The organism is Sulfidibacter corallicola, assembly GCF_017498545.1.
Lineage (GTDB): Bacteria > Acidobacteriota > Holophagae > Acanthopleuribacterales > Acanthopleuribacteraceae > Sulfidibacter > Sulfidibacter corallicola.
Window position 1 is genome coordinate 6,665,391 of sequence record NZ_CP071793.1, and the last position, 25,821, is coordinate 6,691,211.

Genomic DNA, 25,821 nt, shown 5'->3' on the forward strand with positions numbered 1-25,821 from the left:
TCGCGGCGCGGGGTTTCGTCGCCTACAGGCCCAGGCCTTTCAGCTCCTTCTTGACGTGGTGCGCGATTTTCTTGCCGTTTTCACCGTAGTTCATCGTGATGTGATTGCCACCCACCTGAACGATCTCGATGCCGCCCTTGACGAAGTCGATCCAGGGCTCGTACATGTTCAGCGGATTGATTTTCAAGGCCTCCGAGGGACGGAAATACATGACCTTGCGCGGGTAGGGTTTGGGACGGTAGGCGTGCATCGCCTGCTCGTGGTAGAGCCACGTCTTGAACATGGGCTTGCCGAGATTGTTGGGCAGCAGATCCACGCGGTTCTGGGCTCGCGCGGCCTCGTAGATGTAGGACATCTGCTCGTCCTCGTTCAACTGCTCCAACCGCTCCATCTCGATGTCCAGCTCGTCGCCCAGCATGTAGTGCAGGATGCCCGCACTGTTGTTGAGCTTGCGCGGCATGGCGCCCGGTGCGGGACTGTCGATGATGATCAATAGGGGCACCTCTTTACCCATGTCCAGTAGCTGCTGGGCCATCTCGTAGGCCAAAACTCCGCCGTAGGACGCGCCGCCCAGGATGTAGAAGTCGCTTTGTCGGAATTTCAACATCTCGTCCACGTAGTCCTTGGCCTGCTTGACCAGGTCGTCGTAAGGATCCACCAGTCCGGTGAGGCTCAGGGAGCGCAACCCGTAGACCGGTCTCTTGGCACCCAGATAGTGGGCGAACTCGCGGTAGAACATGACCTCGCCGCCGACCGGGTGGGCCATGTAGATCGGATTGGTCTTGGTATCGCCCAGTTTGATGGGAACCAGCGGCGTATTGGCGGCTTCGCCGGCAGCCGTGTCGGACATGTACTCGCGAACCACTTCGGCCAGTGCGGCGATGGTTCGTTTCTGCAACATGATGTGGGTGGCGAGGGGGACCGCGAACTCCTTCGAGAGCCGGTTCATGAGGCGTACCGCGATCAGGGAGCTGCCGCCCAATTCGAAGAAGTCGTCGTGGATACCGATTTGCGGTACACCCAAAACTTCCTGGAACTGCTGGGAAATGAACAATTCCACATCGTCGCGCGGGGCGACGAAGGCGTTGTTCACCAGGGAACGGTAATCGAGTTCATCGTCCTCGTCGTCCGTGGTCTCGATCTCGTCGGCATTCAGCTTCATTTCTTGGACCGACTTGAATTGAAGTTTCTGGATCCATTGCTCCTTTCTCTCGAAAGGGTAGGTGGGCAGCGCCAGTCGATAACGGTGGTTGTGTTGGTGGAAGGCATCCCAGTCGATGCAGACCCCGCCCAGCCACAGGCGGCCCAGGGTGCGCAACAGGTGGAACACGTCCGAGCGCTCCTCGTTGGGACCCTTCATCGAGGCCAGCACCAGTGCGTTCTGGGGCGTCAGTTCGTTTTGGGTTTGAATGGCCGGTGCGCTGAGGGTCCGGTCCGGACCCACCTCGAGGAGAATGCGGCCCTCGTCCTTGAACAGGACCTCGATCCCTTGGGCGAAGCGAACCGTGCGTCGTTGCTGGCGGGCCCAATAGTAGGGATCCACCGCTTCGGAACGCGAGATCCAATCGCCGGTGATGCAGGAAATGAAGGGGACCTCCGGTGGGTTCAACGAGACTTCCTTGACGAGGTCCGCGAAGTCGTTGAGGATCCGGTCGACCATCGGCGAATGAAAGGCGTGGGAGGCGAAAATGGTTCGGGCGATGATGCCGTTTTCCGAGAGCTTGCCGTAGAGATCGTGAATGACCTTCTCGGTTCCGGACACTACGCTCAGCGAAGGACCGGCACAACCGGCCAACGCGACCTTGTCGCTCAAGTAGGGTTGAATCTCCTCTTCCGAGAGGTTTACCTCGGCCATCCTGCCGGGTGGAAGCGTTTGCATCAGCTTGCCGCGGCCGACGATCAGGCGCAGCGCGTCGTCCAGGCTGAGCACGCCGGAAAGGCAGGCCGCGGTATATTCGCCGGTAGAGTTGCCGATCATGGCATCCGGGGCGATCCCCCAGGAAATCAGGGTTTTGGCCAAGGCGTATTCCAGTACGAACAGCGAGAGTTGGGTGATGTAGGTCTGGTGGATCTTGGAAGTCTGTAGGTGCCTGTCCTTTTCGGAAAGGGCCTCGTAGAACTCGCTGAACAGTTCCTGAACCCGTGCCCAGCAGTGATCCACGTGGGTGCGGTAGGTGGGTTCGACCTGATACAGCGAGTGACCCATTTTCAGATACTGCGAACCCTGGCCGGGGAACATGAAGGCGATCGGTCGCGTGTTGTTCTCCGCGGCCGATTCCAGAATGCGCTTGGGATCGCGCCGTTCCAGCGCGAAGATGGCCTCGTGCACGTTTTGGCAGACCACCATGCGGCGGTACTTGAAATGGTGGCGGCCGGCCTGAAGGGTGTAGGCCACGTCGCTCATGTTGATCTGGTGGTGGTTCTTGAGGAAGTCGACGAACTGATCGGTCACCGCTTCGAGCCCGGAACGCGTGGGCGCCGAAAGCAGAAGCAGGTGCCAGGGGCGATCGGGGATCGAGGCCGGCATCGCCGGCGGTTCTTCCAGGACCAGATGGGCGTTGGCGCCACCGAGGCCGAAACCTTCCACACAGGCACGGCGCGGGACGCCGCCCGGCGGATCCCATTTGGCCAGCTCCGTCGGAACGTAGAAGGGGCTCTCGAGAAAATTGATTTTGGGGTGGGGTGTTTCGTAATTGATGGTCGGGGGAATGGCGCGGTGCTTCAGCGCCAACGCGGTCTTGATGAAAGCGGCCCCGCCCGCGGCCACGTCGGTCGCGCCGATATTCGGTTTCACGGCGCCGAGCGCACAGTATTGACGCTTCTCGGTGTGCTTGCCGAAGGCCTTGGTGAGGGCTTCCACTTCCATGGGGTCGCCGGACGGGGAAGCCGTGGAACTGGACTCCACGTAGCTGACGCTGTCCGCCTGGACCTCGGCCGAGGCCAGGCCGGCTTCGATCACCTTTTGCTGGCCGATGGGCGAAAATGCCGTGAACCCCACCTTGTCGATGCCGTCGTTGTTGACCGCGGAGCCCTTGATGATGCCGTAGATTTGATCGCCCTGCTGCAGTGCGTCCTCGAGCCGCTTCAAGACCAGCACCGTGCAACCCTGACCATTGACCGAGCCGCGCGCTTTCTCGTCGAAGGGGCGAATGTGGCCGTCGGGCGGGTACAGCAGCCCCTCTTCGTACAGATACCCTTTCTTGTACAACTCGCGTAACGACACGCCGCCCACGATCATCATGTCCGCGTCGTGGCCGCGCAGGGCGCGAACCGCCATGTGGGTCGACACCAGCACCGTGGAGCAGGCGGCCTGAATGGTGGCGCTCGGCCCCTGGAAATCCATCTTGTAGGCGACGCGGGTGCAGAACGTGTCGCGATCGTTGCCGATGAACACCTGCATCTGACCCACGTTTTCCAGCAGATTGTGGTTGGGGAGCAGGTGCTCGTTCAAGTAGAAGCTGACGCCCACGCCGCCGTAGACCCCGATTTTCCCTTTGAATCGCTTGGGATCGTAGCCCGCTTGCTCCAAGGCCTCCCAGACACATTCGAGGAACAACCGCTGTTGCGGATCCGTCAATTGCGCTTCACGCGGCGTGAACTTGAAGAACCCGTAGTCGAAGGATTTGAAATCGTCGAGGATCGCCATGGCGCGAATGTAATCGGGGTCGTCCAACAGCTCCGGGTCGGCGCCCTCCGCCGCCAGCTCCTCCTTGGAGAAGTAGGAGATCGATTCGACGCCTTCGCTCAGGTTTTTCCAGAATTGATCCAGGGTCGTCGCCCCTGGCAGACGCACGGCCATGCCCACGATGGCGACGTTGGCCTGTCCCGATTGACACAGCTCTTCCCCTTTCTTCTGAAGGATTTCCTTCAAGCTGTCGGGGCGACTGAAGAACAGGTCCTCCGACAGTTTGTTTTCGAGGATTTTCTCGAGGCCTTCGATCGTGGGGTTTTGGAACAGATACGAAAGGGTCAGGTCGCTCTTGATATCCGGCGGCAGGGCCTCGTAGACCCGACACATCTGGAGCGAATCGCCGCCCAAGTCGAAGAAGTTGTCGTCTTTGTGGACGTGGTCGATTTCCAGCACATCGCGCCACACCTTGGCGATTTCCTCACCCAGCACGCTGGTCGAGCCGTGGTCGCCCAAGCGCTGGTTGCTGAGGTGGCGACCCTTTTCCAACAGTGCATCGATGTCGACGGTGCCATCCGCCGCTTTGGGCAGCTCGGTCACCGGAATGAACTCTTCGGGGAGCATGAAATCGGGCAGGACCTTCTGGAGCTCCCGCGAAAGAGCCGAGGCATGGGGCGTGTGGGTACCCTTGAAGGTGTAGTACAGCGATAGGGTCTTGGTGGGCGGTTCCTCGCTCAGGTAGGCATAGGCTTCTTCGATGGCGTCGAACTTTTCGGCCAAGGCCTCGATCTCGCCCAGCGCGACCTGAACGCCGTTGATCTCGATCCTGCGGTCCATCGCACCCATCACGCGAATCGCACCTTTGGTGGAAAGCGTGCCTCGGTCCCGGGTACCGATCAGACGGAGTCGCGGTTCCTGCGGGTGGGGGAGGAGTACGTCCTTGTTGGCCGCGATGGACTCCTCGACCGCCACGTGGATTTCACCGGGGATCCCGGGCGGGACGGCCACTTGGTGCTCGTCCAGCACCCACAGGTCCTGACCCTCGAACGGCGTCACGGCCGCGAAGGGCTTGTCGTCGTGGAGATCCCGTTTCAGGTAGGCGACGGCGCCACCCGCCTCCGGAACGCTGTAGAGATGGTAGATCTGGGTGGAGGAGAGTTGGTCGGCGAGGGTGTGAACCGAGGCGTCGTCGGCCATGGTGACGTTGGTGATGATGGTGCGCAGGCTCCGGCATTTCTTGGGTTGGAACTCGCGGATCAGTTCGTGGACCTGATCGTCGTTGAGGTAGACCATCGTAATTTGATGTTTTGCGATACGGTCGGAAAAGCGCGAGCCGTACTGCCGCGAGAGCAGCGAGTCGAAGTAGAGCCGCGACCCGCACAGCAGGGGCAGGATCGATTCCCAGACGAAGGCCTCCAACATGGGCCAGAAATTCTGCAGGACCCGATCCTGTTCACCCAGCCGGAAGGCGTGTTTCATGCCCAGCAATTGGCGGCAAATCGAGGCGTGGGAATGGAAAATGGCGCGGGGCGAGCCCGCTTCGCTGCTGATGAAGCTCACGAACGCCAGATCGGAGCCGTCCACGGAAACGTCCGGCTCGTGGTCGGGATACTGGGCTTCCTCGTTTTCCGATTCGTTACTGATAATGATGGTGGCGTCGAATTCGGTATACAGTTCCTGAAGCCGGGGAGAGGTAATGATACATTTCAGCGGCGTTTTGTCCATATAGTAATTCAGGCGCTCGAGCGGTAGATCCGGATCCAGGATCACGAAGGATCCGCCCACCTTCAACACCGCCAGCATGGCCGCGATGCAATCGGGCTTGGGTCGCATGCCGATCCCGATGTAATCTCCTTTTTCCACACCCTTGGCCATCAACAGGTGGGCCAGGCGATTGGCGCTCCGGTTCAGGTCCGCGAAGGTGAGTTCATCCCTTTCGCCCATGACCACCTGATCGGGGAAGGCCGTCAGGCCCTTGGTGATTTGCTCGTGGAGCAGCATCGACGAGGCGAGCAGGTGGTCCGTGTCCGGCTTGAAATCCTTGATGCGCTGTTCCCATTCCGCGGTGAGAAAGGACAGCGAGGTAATGGAACTTCCTTTTTCGTTACAGAGTTCGGTGAGAATCTTCAAATAAAAATCGGGCAAAAGTGAAATGTGCTGATGGGGATAGATTTCGTCACGATAGAAAAAGTTGGCGATCGTCTGGGCGCTGTGATTGGTGACCTGGAGCTTCAAGTCGAACAGGGAACCTTGGGTTTGGATCGAAAGCTTCTCGATTTCCAGGTCGTTGATGCGATAGACCCTGTCCCGCTTTCGCTGGTATTCGAACAGGAAATTGACCAGCGGGTGAAAGTTCAGGTTGTTGCTGTAGGGGCCTTCCTTGAGAATGGCCTCGAACGGCAGGCAACCGTGCTTGTAGGCGTTCTTGATGTCGCGACTGACCGATTCGAGAAAGGTCCTGTTGTCCTGGCTTCCCAGCGTCACGCTGATGGGCAGAAGGTTCTCGTAGTAACCGAGTTGATCGCCGACCTCGGCGTGCGGGCGCAGGTCGTAGGGCATGCCGATGATGATGCGGTTCGAGGAGGTGCAGTGGTGCAGCAGCCCGAAAAAGGCCGCCGCGAATAGGTCGGAGGTCGCCATGCCCAGGTCTTCCGCGCGCGTCTCCACCTGCCGAGCCAAGGGTTCCGGCACCGCGAACGATAGCCGGCTTTGATGGAATTCCGGCCTTTCCCGAAGATCCTTTTCGAAGCACATGCGCAACCGGCGCTGCTTTTTGGGCAGGTGGGAACCCCAGAACATCAGCGCGTGTTTGTATTCCGGTTGGGTTTGCCACTGTTTGTACCACTTGGTGAAGGAACCGTAATGGCTCCGATCCTCGCCGTTGGTGGCGATGGCTTCGCCCGCTTCCAGTTGACGGTAGTGATCGACCAGCGCGTCGAGGATCAGGTCGGCGGAGTGTTCGTCGCCGCAGATGCGGTGAAAGGTGATGATGAGCAGGTGTTCTTCGTCCGAGAAGATGATCCAGCGGCAGCGGATCAGCGGGCCTTGATCCAGCACGAAATGGCTGTGGTACTCCTCTTCGATTTGGCGGTCGATTTCCACGGTCTTTTCGTCCGGGTTCAAGGACCTTTTCTGGGTGATCTTGAAAAACACGGGGTCCTTGTCGTGCAGGGCGTGGACGGGCAACCCGTTTTGGGAAGGGAAACAGGATTTGAGGATGAGGTTGCGCTGAATGATTTCCTTGATGCTTTGGCTCAGAAAGTCGAAGTTGACGATGCCCTTGAGCAGCACCGCACGAATCACCTTGTTGAAGGCCTGATCCGGGTAGAGCTGCTCCTGAAGCCAGATCCGGGTTTGAAAGGAAGAAAGTTCGTGGCGCTTCGAGCCGGCACTGGCGTCGTTGCGATCGTCGGAATCGGCATGCACCTTCCGCAGAATGCGCATGATCTCTTCCTTGTGCTCGGCGAGTTCCCGTTTGAGGGCCTTGGTTAGGACACCGGGGGCAGCCTTGCATCGCAACTTCTCTTCTTCCACCCAGATCCGAACTTTCAGATCCTTCAGGTGGCTCAGCAACTTCATAGCTTTCATAGTTCGAACTCCTCATCCTCTTCGTCGGAGATATCTGAAGCCATTTCCATGTTCGATGCTGCCCAAATCAAGGTATCCACCCGTTCCGCGAGTTCGCGAATGGTGGAGGCGTCGATGATGACTCCCTTCTGGAGGTCGACCGAGAGAGCCGACTTGATGGCGTCGACGAGTTTCGAAGCCAATTCGCTGTGTCCGCCCAGTTCGAGGAAGTGATCGTCGATGCCGATTTCGGATTTCCCGAACGCGTCTTTCCACAGCGTGACCAGTGCTTTTTCAGTCTCCGTGGAAGGCGGTGTAAAGGTCGGCCGAGCGGGGGGCGCCGGGGCCTGGGGAGCGGGCTCCGGAGAAGGGTTGGCGGCTTGCGGGGCCTTGTCGGGTTGTGCGCCGGCAGCGGGGGGCGTCGCGTTGGGTTGGGGGGCGTGGCCCAAAAGTGCGTTGAGTTGGTCGGCCCAGCCTTTGGGCGTCGGGTGTTCTCCCAGGATATCCGGCGGCACGCGGGTCTTGAGTTTTTTCCGCAGGCGTCCGGCCATGCTGGTGGCCAGCAGTGAATCGCCGCCCAGGTCTTCGAATTGGCTCTCGGGGTGGACCTCTTCCACACCGAGGAACTCCTTCCAAAGCTCGATGACGAGAGCCAGGGTTTGGTCGCCCGTCGCTGCGGGTGCCGGAGCCGGCGAGGGGGTGGGGTTGCGGGCCGGGGCGACCGGGGCGGGCTCGGGATTAGCGGGTTGGGGCGTCGCAGCGGCGGCCGGCGACGCGGCCGGTGCGGTCTCACCGTGGACCAGCGTATCGATTTGTTCGGCCCAGCCCTTGACGGTCGGATTCTCGTTCAGCACGTCGGGCGGAATGCGTTTCTTGAACTGCTTGCGCAGGCGTCCGGCCATGGTCGTCGTCAGCAGGGAATCGCCGCCGAGATCCTCGAAGAGATCGTTGACGCCGATGGTCTCGATACCCAGAAACTCTTTCCAGAGTTCCAGCACCGTTTCCACGGTCTCCGGTCTCGGAAAGGCGCGATTCTGGGGCGCGGCCGCGGGTGCCGGCGCCGGCTTCGCAGGTTCGGGGGTGCGCACCGGTTGGGGCGGTGCGATCGGAGCCCGCGATTCCTGGTTGAGCGTCGTCGACAGAAGCACCGGCTGGCGCGGACCCCAATCCGGAAAGCCTTCGGGCAACAGGCCCTGGAGGTCGGTGACCATTTTGGGGAAGTCGAACGGCGTGGCCACGATCTGGGCGTACGGCGGAGCCGACAGAATGATATCGAGGGCCGCCATCCCCTCCTGGGGTTGGATCAGCGCCTCCATGGCCTTCATGTGGCGTTCCATTTGGTCGGGCGGTAGCTCGACCTTGACGCCCATGCCCACGTCACGCCACCCGTCCCAATTGATGGCGACGTAATGGGTGTCCCGTCCCGACTGATTGCCGTGATGGGCGAAGCTGTCCAGGAAGGCGTTGGAGGCGGCGTAATCGCAATAACCCATGTTGCTCAGGAGCACGCTGGACGAGCTGAACAACACCATGAAATCCAGTTCCGCGTCGCGGAAGATGGAATCGAGGACCAGGGTGCCGAACATCTTGGGCCCCATGGTTTTCTGAATGTCGGCCGCGGTCAGGTCGCGAATCAGTTTTTTGTTGAACATGCCCGCCGCGTGGAACACGCCGTGGATCGCGCCGAAGCGGCGTCGCGCCGTTTGCACCACGCCGCGCATCTGGGTCAAATCGGAGATGTCGGCCGAGGCGGTCATGATTTCGGCTCCCGCCTGTTCCAGGGCCATCAGTTGGCGCACCACCTGGCTGGTGGCGTCGTCGTGGGGATGGTGGGACAGCCAATCGGCCCACTCGTCCCGCGCGGGAAACGGCGAACGGCGCAGGAGCACGAGTTTGGCCTTGTGGCTTTGGAACAGATGGTGGGCCAGCGCCAGACCGATGCCGCCCAGTCCTCCGGTGATGAGGTAGGTACCTCCGTGGCGGACCCGGCTGCGCTCGGGCGCGGCCTGCGGCAGGCCGACCTGTTCGAACCGTCTCTGCCAGCGCGCCGTACCGCGATAGGCCACGAACGGGCAGGTATCCAGGTGCTGGGCTTCGCCGAGCAGTTGATCGATGACCATGTCCTGGCGGTGGGTGCCGGGCGCCGGCAGCGTGATGTCCAGGCTCTTGCACTGGATGAACGGATATTCGCGAGGAATCACGCCCACCGGACCGACCAGCGGCGCCTTCTCGTAGAAGCCGGTTTCTTCGGCCCCGATGGGAAACAGTCCGTTGGAGACCACGGTGAAGTGGACCTCCTCGTCCAGGCCGAGTTCGTCCAACGCGCAGGCCAGGAACAGCGGTGCCATGACGCCGCGCGCCAACATGCGCTCAGCGAAAGCCCGGCGATAGTGGCGATCCGGCGTGGCCGAGGTCAGGTTCCAGAGGAACAGCACCGCGTGGGGCTGGAACCCCTGTTCGCGCAGCGAGACCACCAGGTGCTGGAAATCTTCTTTGTGATCTCCGCGCACCTGGTAGCGATTGGCGGCGAGGGTCTGGAAGTGTTCGCTTTCGTGAACGTGGACCACGCTTTTGCCGGCCCGGGTCAGGCGTTCGGCCACCTGGGTGCCGAAACCCTGGTCGTCGTGGAAAATCAACCAGTTGCCGAAGCTTTCACTGTACTGGCCGGCGGCGATCGGCAGCGAGCGTACCTGTTCCCAGAAGGGAGCGAAGAACCACTTGTTGACGTCGCGCTCGCGGGCCGGTGCCTTGCCCGCGACCGTGGCCGATACCGAGGCGGCGGCCAGGCGCGTACGACCGCGCTCGGGGAACGAAGACTTGACGGGTGCCGCCGTTTTCGGAGGTTCGATCCAGAACCGTTTCTTCTCGAACGGGTAGCCCGGCAGCGGCACGCGGTTTCGCTGCTGGTGGGTGTAGAACGCCTTCCAATCCAGCTCGACACCCTGGCACCAGAGGCTCGCCAGGGTGTGGGTCAGGATCTGGTCGTTGGATTCCTTGCCCTTGGGGTGGCGCAGGCATTGGAAGGCCTTGTGCCCCGAGTTGGGACCGGACTGCTGTTTGGCGAAGGTCATCAAGGCCTTGCCCGGTCCCACTTCCAGGAAAACCTGGCCCGGCTCGAACTCGAAGAGCGTGCGCAGCCCATCGGCGAACCGCACCGCGCCGCGCAAGTGGGACGCATAATAGGACGGATCGCAGGCCTGTTCCTTGGTGATCCAGGTGCCGGTGACATTGGAGATGTAGGGGATCTTGGGCTCGGCCAACTGATGTTTCTGGGCTTCCTTGGTGAAGGGCTCGAGAATGTCGTCCATCATCGCCGAGTGGAAGGCGTGCGACGTGTGGAGAATCGAGGCCTTCATGCCCTCTTCGGAGAGGCGTTCGGCCAGGGCCACGATGGCCTCGTCGGGTCCGGCGACCACACATCGGTTGGGCGCGTTGATCGTCGCTACCTGGATGTCGTCCGGCAGGTAGGGCAGGATTTCCTCTTCGGAGACGGGCACGGCCAGCATGGAGCCCTCCGGCTGCGACTGCATCAACCGGCCGCGAATGGCGACCAGTTCCAGTGCGGCGTCGCGGGTGAGGACCCCGGCGAGCGTGGCGGCCACGTATTCGCCGACGCTGTGGCCGATCATGGCGTGGGGACGAATTCCCCAGCTCATCAACAATTTGGCCAGGGAGTGTTCGATCACGAACAGGGCCGGTTGGGTGATCGAGGTCTGGTTGAGTCGCTTGGCTGTTTCCTTTTGCTCTTCCGGCGTGAGTTGGCGGTCTTCCCGGTAGTGAGGGAACATCAGGTGGCGCAGGTCCTCGCCCAAATGGGGCTTGAGGGCTTCGCAGCAGGAGTCGACCTCTTCTTGGAAGGTGGGTTCGGACTTGTAGAGATCGAGCGCCATGTTGATGTATTGGGCACCCTGGCCGGAGAACATGAAGACCACGTGTTTCTTGTCCACCGAATGGGGGTTCTGGACCAACTGGCGGGGATCGTTGGTGGAGATGACCTGAATCGCTTCGGAGACCGAACGGCAGGCGATCGCCGCGCGGAAGGCCAGCGAGGCCCTGCCCCGCTGGAGGGTGAAGGCGACGTCGCCGAACTCGGCCGGCGAGGCCAGCGCCTCCTCGTGCATCTGTAGATGGCTCAGCAGGTTTTCCAGGCGGCGGGCCAGGGCGGTGGGCGATTTGGCCGAGAGCACCAGGAACTGCCAGGACCGCGCCGGGCCCGACTCGGTCGGTTGAGGCGCCTCTTCCAGCACCACGTGGGCGTTGGTTCCGCCGATGCCGAAGGAGCTGACGCCCGCGCGTCGCTTCTGGTCGGCCGACTCCCAATCGCGTAGCTGGGTGTTCACGTAGAACGGCGAGTTCTCGAAGTCGATCTGCGGATTCGGTTTGTTGAAGTTGATCAGCGGCGGCAGCTTCTTGTGATGAAGCACCTGGACCGTCTTGATGAACCCGGTGATGCCCGCCGCGGCATCCAGGTGACCGATGTTGGCCTTCACCGATCCCAGGGCGCAGTACTGTTTGTCGTCGCACTGGCTTTGGTACACCTGGGTCAGTGCGGCCATTTCCACCGGGTCGCCCATCGGCGTGCCGGTGCCGTGGGTCTCGATGTACTTGATCTTGTCCGGGCGCAGGCCGGCTTCCTGCAAGGCGGCCCCGATGACTTCCGCCTGGCCGTTCACGCTCGGTGCCGCGTAACCCACCTTCTCGAACCCGTCGTTGTTGATGGCCGAACCCTTGACGACCGCGAGAATGTGATCGCCGTCCTTCAGGGCCGCGTCCAACGGTTTGAGCACCGCCACACCGAGACCGGTGCCCGCCAGCATGCCGGCGGCCTGGTGGTCGAAGGGGCGCACGTGGCCGTCGGGCGACATGGTTCCGCCCTCCATGTACAGGTAACCGGTACGCATCGGTGAGAGGATGCAGACGCCGCCGGCGAGCGCCATGTCGCATTCGCCGCGTACCAGGCTTTCACACGCCATGTGCACGGCCACCAGCGAGGTGGAACAGGCCGTCTGGACACAGACGCTGGGGCCCTTGAGGTTCAGCTTGAACGACACGCGCGTGGGCAGGAAATCGCGACCGGAACCGATCAACATGCCGTAGGGGCCGACCAAATCCACCAGTTTCGGGTTGGGGACCAGGTTGTGGATTTGATAGGCGTTTTCGCTACAGCCGGCGAAGACGCCGACCCGGCCGTCGTAGGTGTAGGGGTTGTAACCCGCGTTTTCCAGCGCGTTCCAGGACTCTTCCAGGAACAACCGATGCTGGGGATCGGTGATTTGCGCTTCGCGGGGCGGCATGCCGAAAAAGTCGGCATCGAACATGTCGTATTCGTCGATGACGGCGCGCGAGGGCACGTAGTTGGGATCTTCCAGCAGCTCTGGATCGACGCCGTTGCGGATCAGCTCGTCCTGGGAGAAGACGGTGATGCACTCCACGCCCTGGCAGATCCTTTCCCAGAACTCCGTCAGGTTCTTGGACATCGGGTACCGACCGGCCAGCCCGATGACCGCGATCTCTTTCTTCTCGCTGCTGGCCCGGCGCGTGACCGCCATCTCCACTTTTTTGCGTTCGCTGGGGTTGAGGAAGTTGCACAGCTTCTTGACGGTGGGATATTGGAAGATCGCCGTGTTGGGTATTTTCTTCTCCAGGCGCTTCTCGAGGCGAATGCGGAAGGTGACCGCCGAAAGGCTGTTCATGCCCATCTCGAAGAAGCCACGCTCGGCGTTGACCGAGGGCAGCGCCAGGACCTCGCGCAAGATTTCCGAAACCAGGGTTTCCAGCTCGTCCAGTTCCTGCGGGTTTTCCAGGTCTTCCTGAATGAATTCCGGCTCCGGCAGGCGTTTGCGGTCGATTTTTCCATTGGGGTTCAGCGGCATGGCATCCAGGACCACCACGATCGCCGGAACCATGTACTCCGGCAGATGTTCGCCGATGTAGTTTCGCAGTTCCGAACCCTGGGCGCTGCCTTCCTCGTGAAGGGTCACGTAACCCACGAGGTACTTCTCGCCGTCGCTCTTGTCGCGATCCACGACAATCGATTCGTGGACCTTTTCCTGCTGACCCAGAACCGCCTCGATCTCGCCCAGCTCGATGCGGAACCCGCGAATCTTGACCTGATGGTCGATGCGGCCCAGGCACTCCATTTCCCCGTTGGGGAGCCAGCGCACCAGGTCGCCGGTCTTGTACATCCGATCGCCGGGCACTTCCGCGAACGGGTTGGGGATGTAGCGTTCCACCGTCAGGTCCGGTCGGTTCAGGTATCCGCGCGACAGGCCTTCGCCGGCGAGGTAGAGTTCGCCGGGTATGCCGATGGGCACCAGTTGGAGATTGTGGTCGAGCACGAACGCCTGGGTGTTGGAGAGCGGTTGGCCGATCAACACCCGGTAGTTGGGGTCGCGGCCCATCAGCGCCCAGGTGGAATAGGTGGTGTCCTCGGAGGGCCCGTAGAGGTTGTACACCTTGCGGACCTGGGGCAGCTTGTAGAGGGCCTGAACCACACTTTCCTTGAGCGGCTCACCGGCCAGGTTGACCGTGACGGTGCTTTTGGGAACGCCCTCGTCGAGCAGCAGTTGTTTGATGGCCGAGGGCACGGTGTTGATGAGTTTGACTTTGTTGCGGGCCGGGGTCGTCGGCAGGTAGAGTGCGTTTTCCACCAGAATGATGGTGCCGCCCAGGGCCAGGGTCGCCACGATCTCGTAGACGCTGAGATCGAAATTCAGGGAGGTCGCGGCCAGCATGCCGGAGCGCTCTTCGTCCGTGAACAGGCGGGCGGCCCAATCCACCATCGGGATCACGCAATTGTGGCCGATGGCCACGCCTTTCGGTTTGCCGGTCGATCCCGAAGTGTAGATCACATGAGACAAATGATCGGGTGAAATAGCTACATTGGGATTGTATGCAGACTGTTTTGCGATAGTATCACGTTCGGCATCCACCAATAGTAGCTTTGCCTCACCCTGCCGATACTTTTCCGTCAGCTCGGTAACGGTGATGACCACCGGTGCCTTGGTCTCTTCCAGAATGTATTCAATCCGCTCGGGCGGGTAGTTGGGATCCAGGGGCACGTAGCCGCCTCCGGCCTTGTGGACCGCCATGATGGCGACGATCATGTCGGGCACGCGCGGCATGCCGATGCCTACCAGGCCGTCCGGTCCGACGCCCATTTCGATCAGGCAATGGGCCATCTGGTTGGCTTGGCGGTTCAATTCGCCGTAGCTGATTTCCGTGTCTTCGTGGATCAGCGCGACCTTGTCGGGATTCTTGTAGGCCTGCTCCTCGAACTGGTGGAAGGGACAGCGTTCTTTCGGATAGCTCGTGCGGTTGTCGTTCCAGTCGACGACGATCTTGGCCTTTTCTTCTTCCGAGAGGATGGGCAGGTCCCCGATCTTTTCGTCGGGATTGGCCAGGATTCCGTCGAGCAGAACCTGGAAATGACTGGCCATCAGTTCGATCGAATCCCTATCGAAAAGTTCTTCGCGATATTCGAAATTGATGACGTACTTGTCCACTACCTGGACCGCGCGCAGCCGCATGTCGTAGTTGTCGACCTGAATGGGCAGGTGAATCCGGCTCAACTGCAGGGCCCCCAGATTCCAGGCTTCGTTGCCGTCCTCGTTGAGGGTGACCAGTGGGGCCTCGCCCTGTTTGAAGGCGTTGGGGTCCTCGAACACATACATGTTCTGGAAGATCGGCGAGCGCACCGGGTCGGCTTCCAGGGCCAGGTCGTTGACGATCTGGGGGAAGGGATAGTGCTGGTTTTTCAGGCCGGCAAAGGCCTTGCCCTCGATGACCTTGGCCAGTTCCATGAACGTCGTTTGCGGGCTGATCGGGGTTCGGAAGACGATGGGGTTGAGCAGGCATCCGTAGAGATGGTGAAACTTGGGCATGCGGAAACCGGCCGGTGAACCGGTGATGATTTCGGACTGCCCGGTGTAGCGGTACAGCAGCGTCTGGTACACGGCCAGGAAAAAATTGAAGGCGTTCAGGCCGCTCTTTTCGATGGCCGCCGTTAATTGGCCCTCCTGCGATTCTTTGATGAACATGCGGAGTAACCCGTTTCGAAAGTCCGGGTTGGGTGGATGGGGATTGTCCGTGGGCAGATTCAGCAGGGGAAGGTCGCCCGCCAACTCGCGGGTCCAGTGCTTCTTGTGGCGTTTTCCCTTGTTGCCGCTCAATAGATCTTTTTCCCAGGTGACGAAATCCTCCAGGGTGCAGCCCACCGGAGGGAGTTCGAAATCGCCGCCCGTGACCTCGGCCGTGTACAGTTCGCCGATTTCTCGGATCGACCAGAAAATCGACCATCCGTCGTTGGCCAGGTGCTGCATGCGCAGCGACAGCAACGGGTTCTTGCCCTTGCGCTGCCAGATCTTCCAGCGCAACCCCGGTTCCTTGGATAGGTCGAAGGGCTGGTAGAGCTCGTTGCGGATCATTTCCTGAAATTCGTGGTCGCTCATATGGGAAACGTCGCTGACTTCGAAGGATCCCTCGAGCGCATCGTGGACCACCTGAACCGGGTGGTCCTCGTGGAGTTCGAAGGTGGAGCGCCATATTTCGTGCCTGTCGTGCAGTTTCTTCATGATCTTGGAAAAAATCCCAAGGTCAAAATCGGAGGTCACCTCCCAAATCAAATTGGAGTTGTAAAAGTAACCGGTTGGATCAGTCAGATGCATGACCCACATTCCTTGTTGACCCTGCGAAAGATCATATGTCTTCATAAAAGCTCCTTGACAGACATCGGCACCTGATTAGCATCAACACGAAAGCGTACGGTTGCGGAAAGGAACGCACAAATTCCCCGAAAAAAAGCTGCTACGGCATTAGAATGCTATTCCCCCTGCCGCTTTCTCTTTGATTTACTGTTTAAAAGGGTGAGTTTTGAGTCGAGGATACCACTTGAGCAGGCACGCTTTCAATCCCTTGGCCGAAAAGTTTGAGGCCTTTGGGGGTGTTCAGAGATCGTCTGAAAAAGTGACAATGAAAGATCTGATCATTTAATCGACAATATATTGTCTTATTGATGGAAAACAGGTGGCTGCGCAAATTTCAGTGATACCGATTTTGCTACTGTTTGCTGAATGGAATATGCTTCTGGTAAAAAAATGAGGCTGGTCTTTTCGGTCGGCCCGCCGCGAGATATGCGCCCTCCGCTTTCTCGGCTTCCGTCGAAGTTGTGCGGCCTTGCACCGGTTCTTCTCTGGTATTCGAGGCCGATCGTCGTGAATGCACCCAAACGAAAAAAGCCCCGAGCGAGGTGCTCGAGGCTTTTCGAAGAGATGAACGACCGGGGTCGAGGAGGTTACCGCGTTTCGGCGTAATCCGCCCTTTTGGCCAATTTGGCCTTGTAATCCTTGACCTTGGTCGCCATCTGGCGAACGCACTGCAAATAGGCCGATCGCATCTGAACGTGACGCTCACCCGTGAAAAGGGTGTCGTTGGGCAGTCGCAGCGACAGCTTCAAGTGGAAGTCGTGCTGGTGGGGATGTTCGTGGATGTCGGCGTGCAAGAAGACTACGGGAAAATCGCGCAACAAGGGCGCCAATTTTTGGGTGTCGGCTTCCAATTGCTCGCGGACTGCCGGTGTCAGATCGTAGTTTTGGGTTCGGAACTCCACGCTCAGTGTGGGTGTCACTCGGTCCTGTTTGTTGTCGGTGGTTTCTTGTCGCTTCACGGCGAACCCCTTTCTCGGCAACTCAGTGCGCCTGGCTTAGTCGTTTTGGAACCTGTTCCAGGATGGGTGAAGTGACGACCCGTCGGGTGGCGATCCGTACCGGTTGGGTCCGGTGAACTTGGTACTTGATTGGAATTGGCCTTTCACGGGGAGAAAGTGACTTCACACATGCTGTACCCACCAGTAGAGCAATCGATGTGCCTACTTTCTCGAGGGCGAGAATCTGTTGGGAGACAAGGGTTTCTGCGGTCTTCAGGCGTCGACTTCCGGTATGGGACGGACTTTTGTATTTGTCGCGCTGGGGAAAATGCAACACTTGCGTGAATTCTCTCAGTGAATGGCCCGGTGCTTCGGGGCTTCGATTCGATTTTCGGCGACGCCGCGCCCTGCGGTCGATCGGGGCATCAACCCTTCAGAACCTTCAACAGGGCCTGGCTGGGATGGTTCGGTTTGGTGCCCGTGAACCGCGACGTTTGGGTGCGGCACGAATACCCGGTAACCAGGATGTGGGCACCGGCGCCCTCCGAGCCGTCGAAATAGAGGCCCCAGCTCATGTCGAAGATACCGCGCGAGTGCTCCAGGTTCTTGGTCTCGTGGCCGTAGACACCCGCCATGCCGCAGCACCCCGCCGGCAGGATCTCCAGCTCCAGGCCCAGCGCTTCGAAGACCGCGCGCCACTGGGCTTGCGAGGACATGGCGCCGGTTTTCTCCATGCAGTGACCGAGCAGGGCGAAACGCAGGCGCGCCCCGGTGGGTGCCTTGGTGCGTACCTGGTCGAGGTGGTGCTCGAGAAATTCCTGGAGCAGGAGCACCTCGAAATCGAGCTTGGCCAGACCGAGGATCTTGGGGTACTCGTCGCGGTAGGTCAGGGCGACACTGGGTTCGATGCCCACCAGTGTCACGCCTTCCGCGGCCAGGGCCTTCAGCATGGTCGCGTTTCGCGCCGCCACTTTTTTGAAGCGTGGCAGGAAGCCCTTGATGTGCAGGGCTTTGCCGTTTTCGGCGAAGGGCGCCACGTGCACCCTGAAACCCAAATGGGTCAGCAGGTCGAAAGTCGCCCAGAAGACGGGACAATCGTAGAAGGCCGTGAACGCATCCTGAAGCAGAACCACCGATTTGGCCTTGTCCGCGTCGCTGAGGGCGGCGGCATCGGCAGGCGTCAGGGGGCGAATGCCGCGGCGCCTCATGGACTGGGTCAGGGTCGGTCGGCTGAGGGACGGTGCGTCGACCATGCCCACCACGGACGCGCTGAGTTTCTTGGCGATCCCCGCGCCCATGGCGAAGTTGGTCAGTGCCGGGAAACGCGATTGGATCGGCAGCGACGTCTCCATGTACCCCACCAGGTAGTCGCGGATCGGTCGCAGATAGCGGCCGTGATACAGCTCGAGGAAGTTGGCCTTGAAATCGGGGATGTTGACGTTGATCGGACATTGGGTGGCGCAGGCCTTACACGACAGGCAGCCGCCCATCGCCTGGTAGAGCTCGTGCGAGAAGTCCCGCTCGCCGCTTTTGGCCGCGCGCGTGTTTCGCCATTTGGTCCACCAGCCCGCCGGATGCTTGAGGTGGTCCAGATCGATCGACTCGCGCCGGTGATCGTCTCCGGCCTCGGTATAGGGAATCGTCTCTTCCGGATTGCGCTGGGCGATGCCCAATTCGCGAAGCCACTCGCGCACCAGGGTCGCGCGACCCTTGGGCGAGTGGATGCGGTCGCGGGTGACCTTCGACGAAGGACACATGACGTGGTGATGGTGGACGTTGAAACAGGCGCCGTTTCCGTTGCAGTACACGGCGTTCTGGAAACCGGACTGCAGCGCGGAAGGGATCTGGCGATCGAATTGGCCGCGCAACGGCGCTTCGACCTTGACGGTTTCTTCATCCACCCCCGCCGGAACGACGACCTTACCGGGGTTCATTTTGTGGTGGGGATCGAACGCGGCCTTGATGTGACGAAGGTCTTCGTACAACTCGTCACCGAAGAAGAGCGGCGTGTATTCGGTTCGGAAGCCCTTGCCGTGCTCGGCCCACATGACGCCGCCGTATTTGCGCACCAGTGCGACCACCTTGTCGGAGATCTCGCGAATCAGTTTTTCGTCCAGCCGATCCTGCAGGTCGAGTGCGGGGCGGACGTGTAGACAACCTACGTCCACATGGCCGAACATGCCGAAGGTGAGTTCGTAGTCGGTCAGCAGGGCGCGCAGTTCGCGGATGTAATCGGCCAGATTTTGGGGGGGGACGGCCGTGTCCTCCATGAACGCGATGGGCTTGCGGTTGCCGGGCAGGTTACCGAGCAGGCCGACGCCTTTTTTGCGGAGATCCCAGAGTGCCGCCATTTCGCCCGGATCGCGGGTGATGAAGGCCCCCAGGCGGGTGTCGCCCGTCGCGTCGGCGCGGAAGGCATCGAGTTTGGCGACGACTTCCTCCTCGGTGCTCGCCGAGAACTCGACCAAGTTGATGTTGCGCACACGGGGATCGTCGCCGATGGCATCCTTGACCCGATGGTAGATCTCGTCCTTGCGGGCCAGTTCGAGGATGGTGTCGTCGATGGTCTCGATCGCCGAAGGCTCCGTCGCCAGCAAGTCCATGGCGTCGCCCAGGGCGTGGTCGAACGAGGGGTATTTGACCAGCACCAGACCCTTGTGTTTCGGGATCGGCGTTAATTTGAGCCGGGCCTCGGTGATCATGGCCAGCGAACCCTCGCTGCCGCAGAGGATCTCGGTGAGGTTGAAGCGACCCTGGTCGTCGTGGACGGCCGCCAGGTTGTAGCCGGTCAGGAAGCGTTTGAGCTTGGGAAACTGGTCGCGAATCAGGTCGCGCTTCTCGGTGACGATGCGGTCGATCAGCCGGTGAATATGGCCGACCCCATCCTCTCTTTGTATGATGCGCGCCAGCGCCTCGGGCTCGAGCGGTCGCGAGCGCCAGACGGTGCCGTCCGCCAAGACGGCGCTGACCTCGAGCACGTGGTTGCTGGTGCGTCCGTAAATCCGCGAGCCCTTGCCACAGGCATCGGTATTGATCATGCCGCCGATGGTCGCGCGGTTACTGGGGGACAGATTGGGCGCGAAAAACAGTCCCGTGGGTTTCAGGGTTTCGTTCAATTGGTCGAGCACCACACCCGGTTGGACCCGAACCCAGCCCGCCTCGACATCGATCTCCAGAATGTCCGCCATGTACTTGGAACAATCGACCACGATGCCCGATGCCAGCGACTGGCCGTTGGTACCGGTTCCGCCGCCGCGCGGGCTGAAAGTGATCGCGCGGTAGCGCTCTTGGTCGGCCAGGGTGAAAAGGGCGGCCACGTCTCCCGTCGAACGGGGGAAGATCACGGCTTGCGGAAGGATCTGGTAGATGCTGTTGTCGGTGGCGGCCACCAGGCGTGTCGAAAAATCGGTCCGGATCTCGGCCTGGAAATCGGAGCCCGCCGCGACCTCGCGCAGGAAGTCGGTGTACAGGCCGTCCGTGGTGTCCTGAAAATGCAATCGCGGTATCAAATGCAGACCTCGTGTGGGGTGTCCGGAGGGGTTCGAGGAGATCGCCTTCGTGGCGAATGCCGAGTCGTGTTCCGGTCGTGAACCGGGGCGAATCGTTGATGTCGCGCTGCGGCAAGTGGGGCCTGTTCATTCAGGTCGAAAAATGGAAGGTCCAACTTAACCGGGATGCGCGAATGTGCTAGGCTGTCCCTCGTTACTTGATGAATGAAGTCCTTGGTAGAACTTGATTCAATCGACGGCCAACGCCTTGGAGACGCCGTGATTATACCCGGGAAAGAGATGTCGAGATAGACCAAACTCATCGGAACGACCATGCCGCTTCGCGGTAAAAATCGGTCCTCCAGCCTGGCCTGAGCGGCTTGCGGAAGAGGCCGATGGGCGGTCCATTCGAGGTTCCTCGACACTCAGGAGAACGGTGGAAAGGGGATGACGGTGACCCAAGTCATTTTTGATTTCGATTCGACGATCATCCGGTGCGAGAGCCTGGAAGAGATCCTGCGCCCCCGGTTGGAGGGGGACTCGGCCAAGATGGCCCAGATCGAAGAGATCACGCGACTCGGCATGGAAGGCGCCATCGACTTCAAGGAGTCGTTGTCGCGCCGCTTGGCCCTGGCCCAGCCCAACCTTTCCGACCTGGAACGGTTCGGCCGGGAGGGCACCCCATGGCTCACCTCCGGCATGGAGGCGCTGATCGCCTCGTTGCATCGGCGGGGCCTCGAGGTGTGGATCGTCAGCGGCGGTCTGCGGGAAGCGATCGTGCCGGTCGCCGCCCACCTGGGCATTCCCGCCGAACGGGTTCTGGCGGTGAGACTGCAATGGCGGACGGACGGCAGCTTCGCCGGCATCGATCCCGGCGATCGCTTCAGCGTGTCCAAGGTCGACGGATGCCGCGCCTTTTTCGGACCGACCGACCGGCCGCGTCCGATCCGTATCGGGGTCGGCGACGGCATGACCGACTTCGCCCTGTTCGATGCGGGGCTCGTCGACTGTTTTATCGCCTATACCGAACACGTGCGCCGACCGGCGGTGGTGGCCACCGGCCAACCCGAGGCGAGCGACACGAACGAGCTGGCTCGACTATTGGAGGAATACAGATGACCACGGATCAGAAATTGTCCAAATCCGAATTGAAGATCGTGCTGTTCGAGGGGATTCACCCCGTCGCGGTCGAGGTCTTTCGGGGGGCCGGCTACACCAACGTGGAGCGCCTGCCCAAGGCGGTGGATGCGCAGACCTTGCGGGACAAGTTGCGTGACGCGCACATGGTCGGCATTCGCTCCCGTACCCACCTGACCGACGAGGTGCTCAAGCTGCCCGAAGCCCGCGACCTGATGGCGGTCGGCTGTTTTTGTATCGGCACCAACCAGGTAGCCCTGAAAACGGCTGCCAATCAAGGGGTTCCGGTGTTCAACGCCCCACACAGCAACACCCGTTCGGTGGCCGAACTGGTGATCGGGCACACCATCATGATGATGCGTAAGGTGTTCCCCAACAGCATGGCGGCCCATCGCAACGAGTGGCGCAAATCCGCCGTCGGCTGTTTCGAGGTGCGCGGCAAGTCGATCGGCATCGTGGGCTACGGCCACATCGGTTCCCAGGTGTCGGTTTTGGCGGAAGCCATGGGCATGCGCGTCTACTACCACGACATCGTCTCCAAGCTGCCGCTGGGGAACGCCCAGCGGGTGGACAGCCTGGAAGAATTGCTGAAGGTTTCCGACGTCGTGTCGCTGCACGTGCCGGCGACGCCGCAGACCGAGTACATGATCCGCGCCGAGCATCTGGCCATGATGAAGAAAGGCAGTTACCTGATCAACGCCAGTCGCGGCAACGTGGTGGTCGTGGAAGCCCTGTCCGAGCTCATTCGAAACGAGCATCTCGCCGGTGCGGCCGTCGACGTGTTCCCCAAGGAGCCGGCTTCCAACAAGGACGCCTTCGAAAGCCCGCTGGTCGGCCTGGAGAACGTGATTCTCACGCCGCACATCGGCGGCTCGACCCAGGAAGCACAGCACAACATCGGCATCGAGGTCGCCAACAAGCTGGTGGGTTTCGCCACCCACGGGGCCACCGAGAGTGCCGTCAATTTCCCGCAGGTCAACCTCAGCCACTCGCCCAACACCATCCGCATGTTGCACATCCACAAGAACCAGCCGGGTGTGTTGCAGAAAATCAACGATATCGTGGGTTTCAAGCACATCAACGTCCTGGGTCAGTACCTGAAGACCACCGAGGACATCGGTTACGTCGTGTTGGATATCGATGCGGCCCTGGGCCGCGAGAAGGCCGGCGACATTCAGGTCCAGTTGGCCGAAATCCCGGGGACCATCCGCACGCGCAAACTTCATTCGGACGAGCTGGAGACCGCCATCATCGGTTGATCTCCCGATCCACGCCATCACCGAATCTCGAGGCCCGGTTGCGTTATGCAGCCGGGCCTTTTTGCGTTCGGGGTGGGCGGGGGATTTGGGACAAACCCATGCTCGGATGCACATGGATCGCGGTCAACCGAATGCTAGGATGGTCACCGTTCGCGGCCAATCCTGGAGGGATGGCCAACCGTATGTTGGGATCACAAATAGAGAAAAACGCGCACCGAAGGTGCGCCACCAGCGGGCGTCCTGAAGGGACGACACAGAACAGCGAAGGGTGAGGTGCCGAAGGCGCCGTAACCCTGGTTGTTCGGGGTGCCCGTATCCAGCCCTGGAGGGGCGGCTTTGCGAAGAGCCAGCCGGAGGTGGCGTGAACTCCGCGAAGAGCCAGCCGGAGGTGGTGTGGATTCCGCGAACGGCTTCGTAGTTCCGCCCCTCCAGGGCTGGGGTTCGGGCACCCCGAACAACCAGGGTTGCGGTGCCTCAGCGGCACCTTACCCTTCGCTGTATTGTTTGACCCTTTCAGGGTCCCTGCTGGTGGCACACCTGCGGTGCGCGTTTTAAAAAATTTGTGGTCCAAAGTGACGTCCGCTCGCACTTTCAGCGCGAGCCGGGGCAGGTCCATCCCAGCCTTGCGGTGTGTTGGGATGAGCACCATCGGGGTTAACCGAATGCTCGATTGTTCACCGTTCGCGGCCAATCCTGGAGGGATGGCCAACCGTATGTTGGGATCACAAATAGATAAAAACGCGCACCGGAGGTGCGCCACCAGCGGGCGTCCTGAAGGGACGACACAGAACAGCGAAGGGTGAGGTGCCGAAGGCGCCGTAACCCTGGTTGTTCGGGGTGCCCGTATCCAGCCCTGGAGGGGCGGCTTTGCGAAGAGCCAGCCGGAGGTGGCTTGAACTCCGCGGAGAACCTGCAAGGTGACGTTTTTCCTTATGGGGCGGCTCGATGCCGATTTTGTGGTCTCGGCAGAATCGCTCAATTAGATTTTTAAGGTATTGGATTAATTTCAACCGGGATCTCGTTTTGTGATAGATTGTAAATATTTGAAATTTATTTCGGTGAGATCCTCGCTGCTGAATCGGGCCGAAACCCTTGTTGAAACAACGTCTCCGCCAATCAGTCGACGGCTCGCTCGAAACCTCTGGAGAAGAAAACGATGCTCGAAAAAACGCTTTTCCGACGCACGATCCTGTTGCTGAGCGCCTTCTTTTTGCCGATGTTCGGCGCCTGCACCGCTTCCGATGGGACCGAACGGCCGCAACCGACCGCGACCGAAGTCGCCGCTGCTTCGAACAAGGTTGATTGCGAATGGAAGCCCGCGGTGGCGGACACGATCCTGTGCAACGCCGAAGTGTTCACCATGGACGAGAGCAGGCCCTGGGCCCAGGCGGTTGCCATTCGCGACGGCCGCATCCTGTACGTGGGTGACGACGCCGGTGTGGACGCCTTCCTGGGGAGTGGGACCAAGGTGATCGACCTCGGTGGGCGCATGGTCATGCCCGGCTTTCACGATGTCCACATGCACCCGCTCGAAGCGGGATCGCTGGTGGGAGGGACCTGTCAGTTGGACGGTGAATCCGATCCGCACGATTTCCTCGACACTTTCGCCCAATGTGGCCCCCAACAGATCGGCACGCCCTGGGTGCTGGGCTTTGGGTTTTCGATCATCACTTTGCTGGAGGCGGAAACCGCGCCGCGCCTCATCTTGGACGAAGGCCTCGGTGACACGCCCGCGGCCATGATGGAGGAAACGTCCCATTCGGTGTGGGTCAACACCGCGGCCTTGCGGGCCCTGGGCATCGAACGCGGTACGCCAGATCCACCCGGCGGGATCATCGCCCGCGATCCCCGGACGGGCGAACCCAACGGTCTGTTGATCGACAACGCGGGCGATTTGGCCTTCGAAAAGGCGTTCGCGCCCACGGACGAGCTGATGCAGCTCCATTACGAGGGATTGCTCTTTTCCCTGGATCGTCTCGCACGCAACGGCATTACCTCCTTTTGCGATGCGCGTACCTACTGGACGCGCGGCTTTCACGAGGTCTACCGCAGGGCGGAGCGCGAGGGTACCTTGACGGCGCGGGCCGTGCTCGGTCTTTGGGCCTATCCCCAGAAAGAGGATGCCGAGCAGTTGCGGACCTTGAAGTCCATGTACGACAACAAGCCCAATCGCCTGGTGCGCCTTTCCCAGATCAAGGTCTACAGCGACGGCATCGTGCACAACGGGACCGCCGCCCTGTTGGCGCCCTATCGCAATTCACCGAACTTGGCCGGACCCACCGGCCTGAACTACTTCGACGAGGAGCGGCTGGCCACCTACATCACCGAGCTGGAGCGGGTAGGCTTCGATTTCCACATCCACGCGATCGGGGATCGCGGCGTGCGCGAGGCGTTGAACGCGATCGAGACCGCGCGGGGCCGCAATGGTGACCGATATCGGAGACGGCATCGATTGACCCACGTCGAAATGGTCGATCCCGCCGATCGCCACCGCTTCGCCCAATTGGACGTGATCGCCGATTTCCAGGTCGCCGGTTCGTTCACCGACCCGTCACATCGCGACGAGAGCGCCTGGTTCATCGGCTCCCGGGCGAGGGATTTCGTACCGGTCCGCTCCATTTGGGATACCGGGGCCACCGTCACCCTGAGCAGCGATTGGGACGTGAGCGACCTCAATCCCTTCGTGGGCATTCAGCGCAGCCTGTTTCGCGAGCACCAAAGCCTGCCGGACCTGGCCACGGCACTGCGGTGCTACACGCTCAACGCCGCCTATGCCATGGGCCAGGAGAAGGAGACGGGCTCGCTGGTGGTCGGCAAGTATGCGGACCTGATCGTGTTGGACCGCAACGTGTTCCAGGTCGAGCCCGAAACGATTGGTCGCACCAGGGTCTTGGTGACGATGTTGGGCGGGCGCACAGTGTTTCGCGATCCGTCCGCGACCTTTTTTTAGGATTCCGAGAAGGATTTCCACCGGCGCGTCATCCAACAAGCGACCGTTGGGTAGAGGCTCCCGGGCTTTTGCGTTCCCGCTTCCCTCGTAGGCGCATCGGGTTCCTCTCCGGAGTGCGTGTTGCCGCATACCCGGCGCAACCTGTCCAC

Annotated in this window: 7 protein-coding genes; 3 read left to right on the plus strand and 4 right to left on the minus strand. The window is 60.8% G+C overall.

What is annotated here, in order from left to right:
* Window positions 1–22 precede the first annotated feature (22 nt).
* From J3U87_RS20720 to ydiJ, 4 genes are all read right to left on the minus strand, one after another.
* Entirely contained in the window at window positions 23–7,216 is a 7,194-nt protein-coding gene (locus tag J3U87_RS20720) for a type I polyketide synthase (protein WP_237377683.1), read from the minus strand.
* Window positions 7,213–15,906 carry a non-ribosomal peptide synthetase/type I polyketide synthase gene (locus tag J3U87_RS20725; RefSeq protein ID WP_272932390.1) on the minus strand — a complete coding sequence of 2,898 codons (8,694 nt, stop codon included), beginning with the start codon at window positions 15,904–15,906 and terminating at the stop codon, window positions 7,213–7,215. The genes J3U87_RS20720 and J3U87_RS20725 overlap by 4 nt, the downstream gene beginning before the upstream one ends.
* 581 nt (window positions 15,907–16,487) lie before the next feature.
* Complete coding sequence (locus tag J3U87_RS20730; protein ID WP_237377685.1) at window positions 16,488–16,859, minus strand: HPF/RaiA family ribosome-associated protein; 372 nt, start codon at window positions 16,857–16,859, stop codon at window positions 16,488–16,490.
* A 404-nt stretch (window positions 16,860–17,263) separates the two neighbouring features.
* Complete coding sequence (gene ydiJ / locus J3U87_RS20735) at window positions 17,264–20,347, minus strand: D-2-hydroxyglutarate dehydrogenase YdiJ (RefSeq protein WP_237377686.1); 3,084 nt, start codon at window positions 20,345–20,347, stop codon at window positions 17,264–17,266.
* 426 nt (window positions 20,348–20,773) lie between these two features.
* Here ydiJ and J3U87_RS20740 point away from each other — a divergent pair, with 426 nt between their 5' ends.
* The 3 genes from J3U87_RS20740 (at window position 20,774) to J3U87_RS20750 (ending at window position 25,672) form a co-directional block, all read left to right on the plus strand.
* On the plus strand, window positions 20,774–21,445 hold the full coding sequence (locus tag J3U87_RS20740; protein WP_237377687.1) for an HAD-IB family phosphatase: 672 nt from the start codon (window positions 20,774–20,776) through the stop codon (window positions 21,443–21,445).
* Window positions 21,442–22,722, plus strand: coding sequence for a phosphoglycerate dehydrogenase (gene serA / locus J3U87_RS20745; RefSeq protein WP_237377688.1), 1,281 nt, complete (start codon window positions 21,442–21,444; stop codon window positions 22,720–22,722). Before J3U87_RS20740 ends, serA begins: the two co-directional genes overlap by 4 nt.
* A gap of 1,156 nt (window positions 22,723–23,878) precedes the next feature.
* Window positions 23,879–25,672 carry an amidohydrolase gene (locus J3U87_RS20750; protein ID WP_237377689.1) on the plus strand — a complete coding sequence of 598 codons (1,794 nt, stop codon included), beginning with the start codon at window positions 23,879–23,881 and terminating at the stop codon, window positions 25,670–25,672.
* The last annotated feature ends 149 nt before the right edge of the window (window positions 25,673–25,821 follow it).

Excerpts from the sequence above, each read along its gene's own strand:
- J3U87_RS20720 (WP_237377683.1), bottom strand. The coding sequence starts at position 7,216 with ATGAAAGCTATGAAGTTGCTGAGCCACCTGAAGGATCTGAAAGTTCGG.
- J3U87_RS20725 (WP_272932390.1), bottom strand. The coding sequence starts at position 15,906 with ATGAAGACATATGATCTTTCGCAGGGTCAACAAGGAATGTGGGTCATG.
- J3U87_RS20740 (WP_237377687.1), top strand. The coding sequence starts at position 20,774 with ATGACGGTGACCCAAGTCATTTTTGATTTCGATTCGACGATCATCCGG.
- serA (WP_237377688.1), top strand. The coding sequence starts at position 21,442 with ATGACCACGGATCAGAAATTGTCCAAATCCGAATTGAAGATCGTGCTG.
- J3U87_RS20750 (WP_237377689.1), top strand. The coding sequence starts at position 23,879 with ATGCTCGAAAAAACGCTTTTCCGACGCACGATCCTGTTGCTGAGCGCC.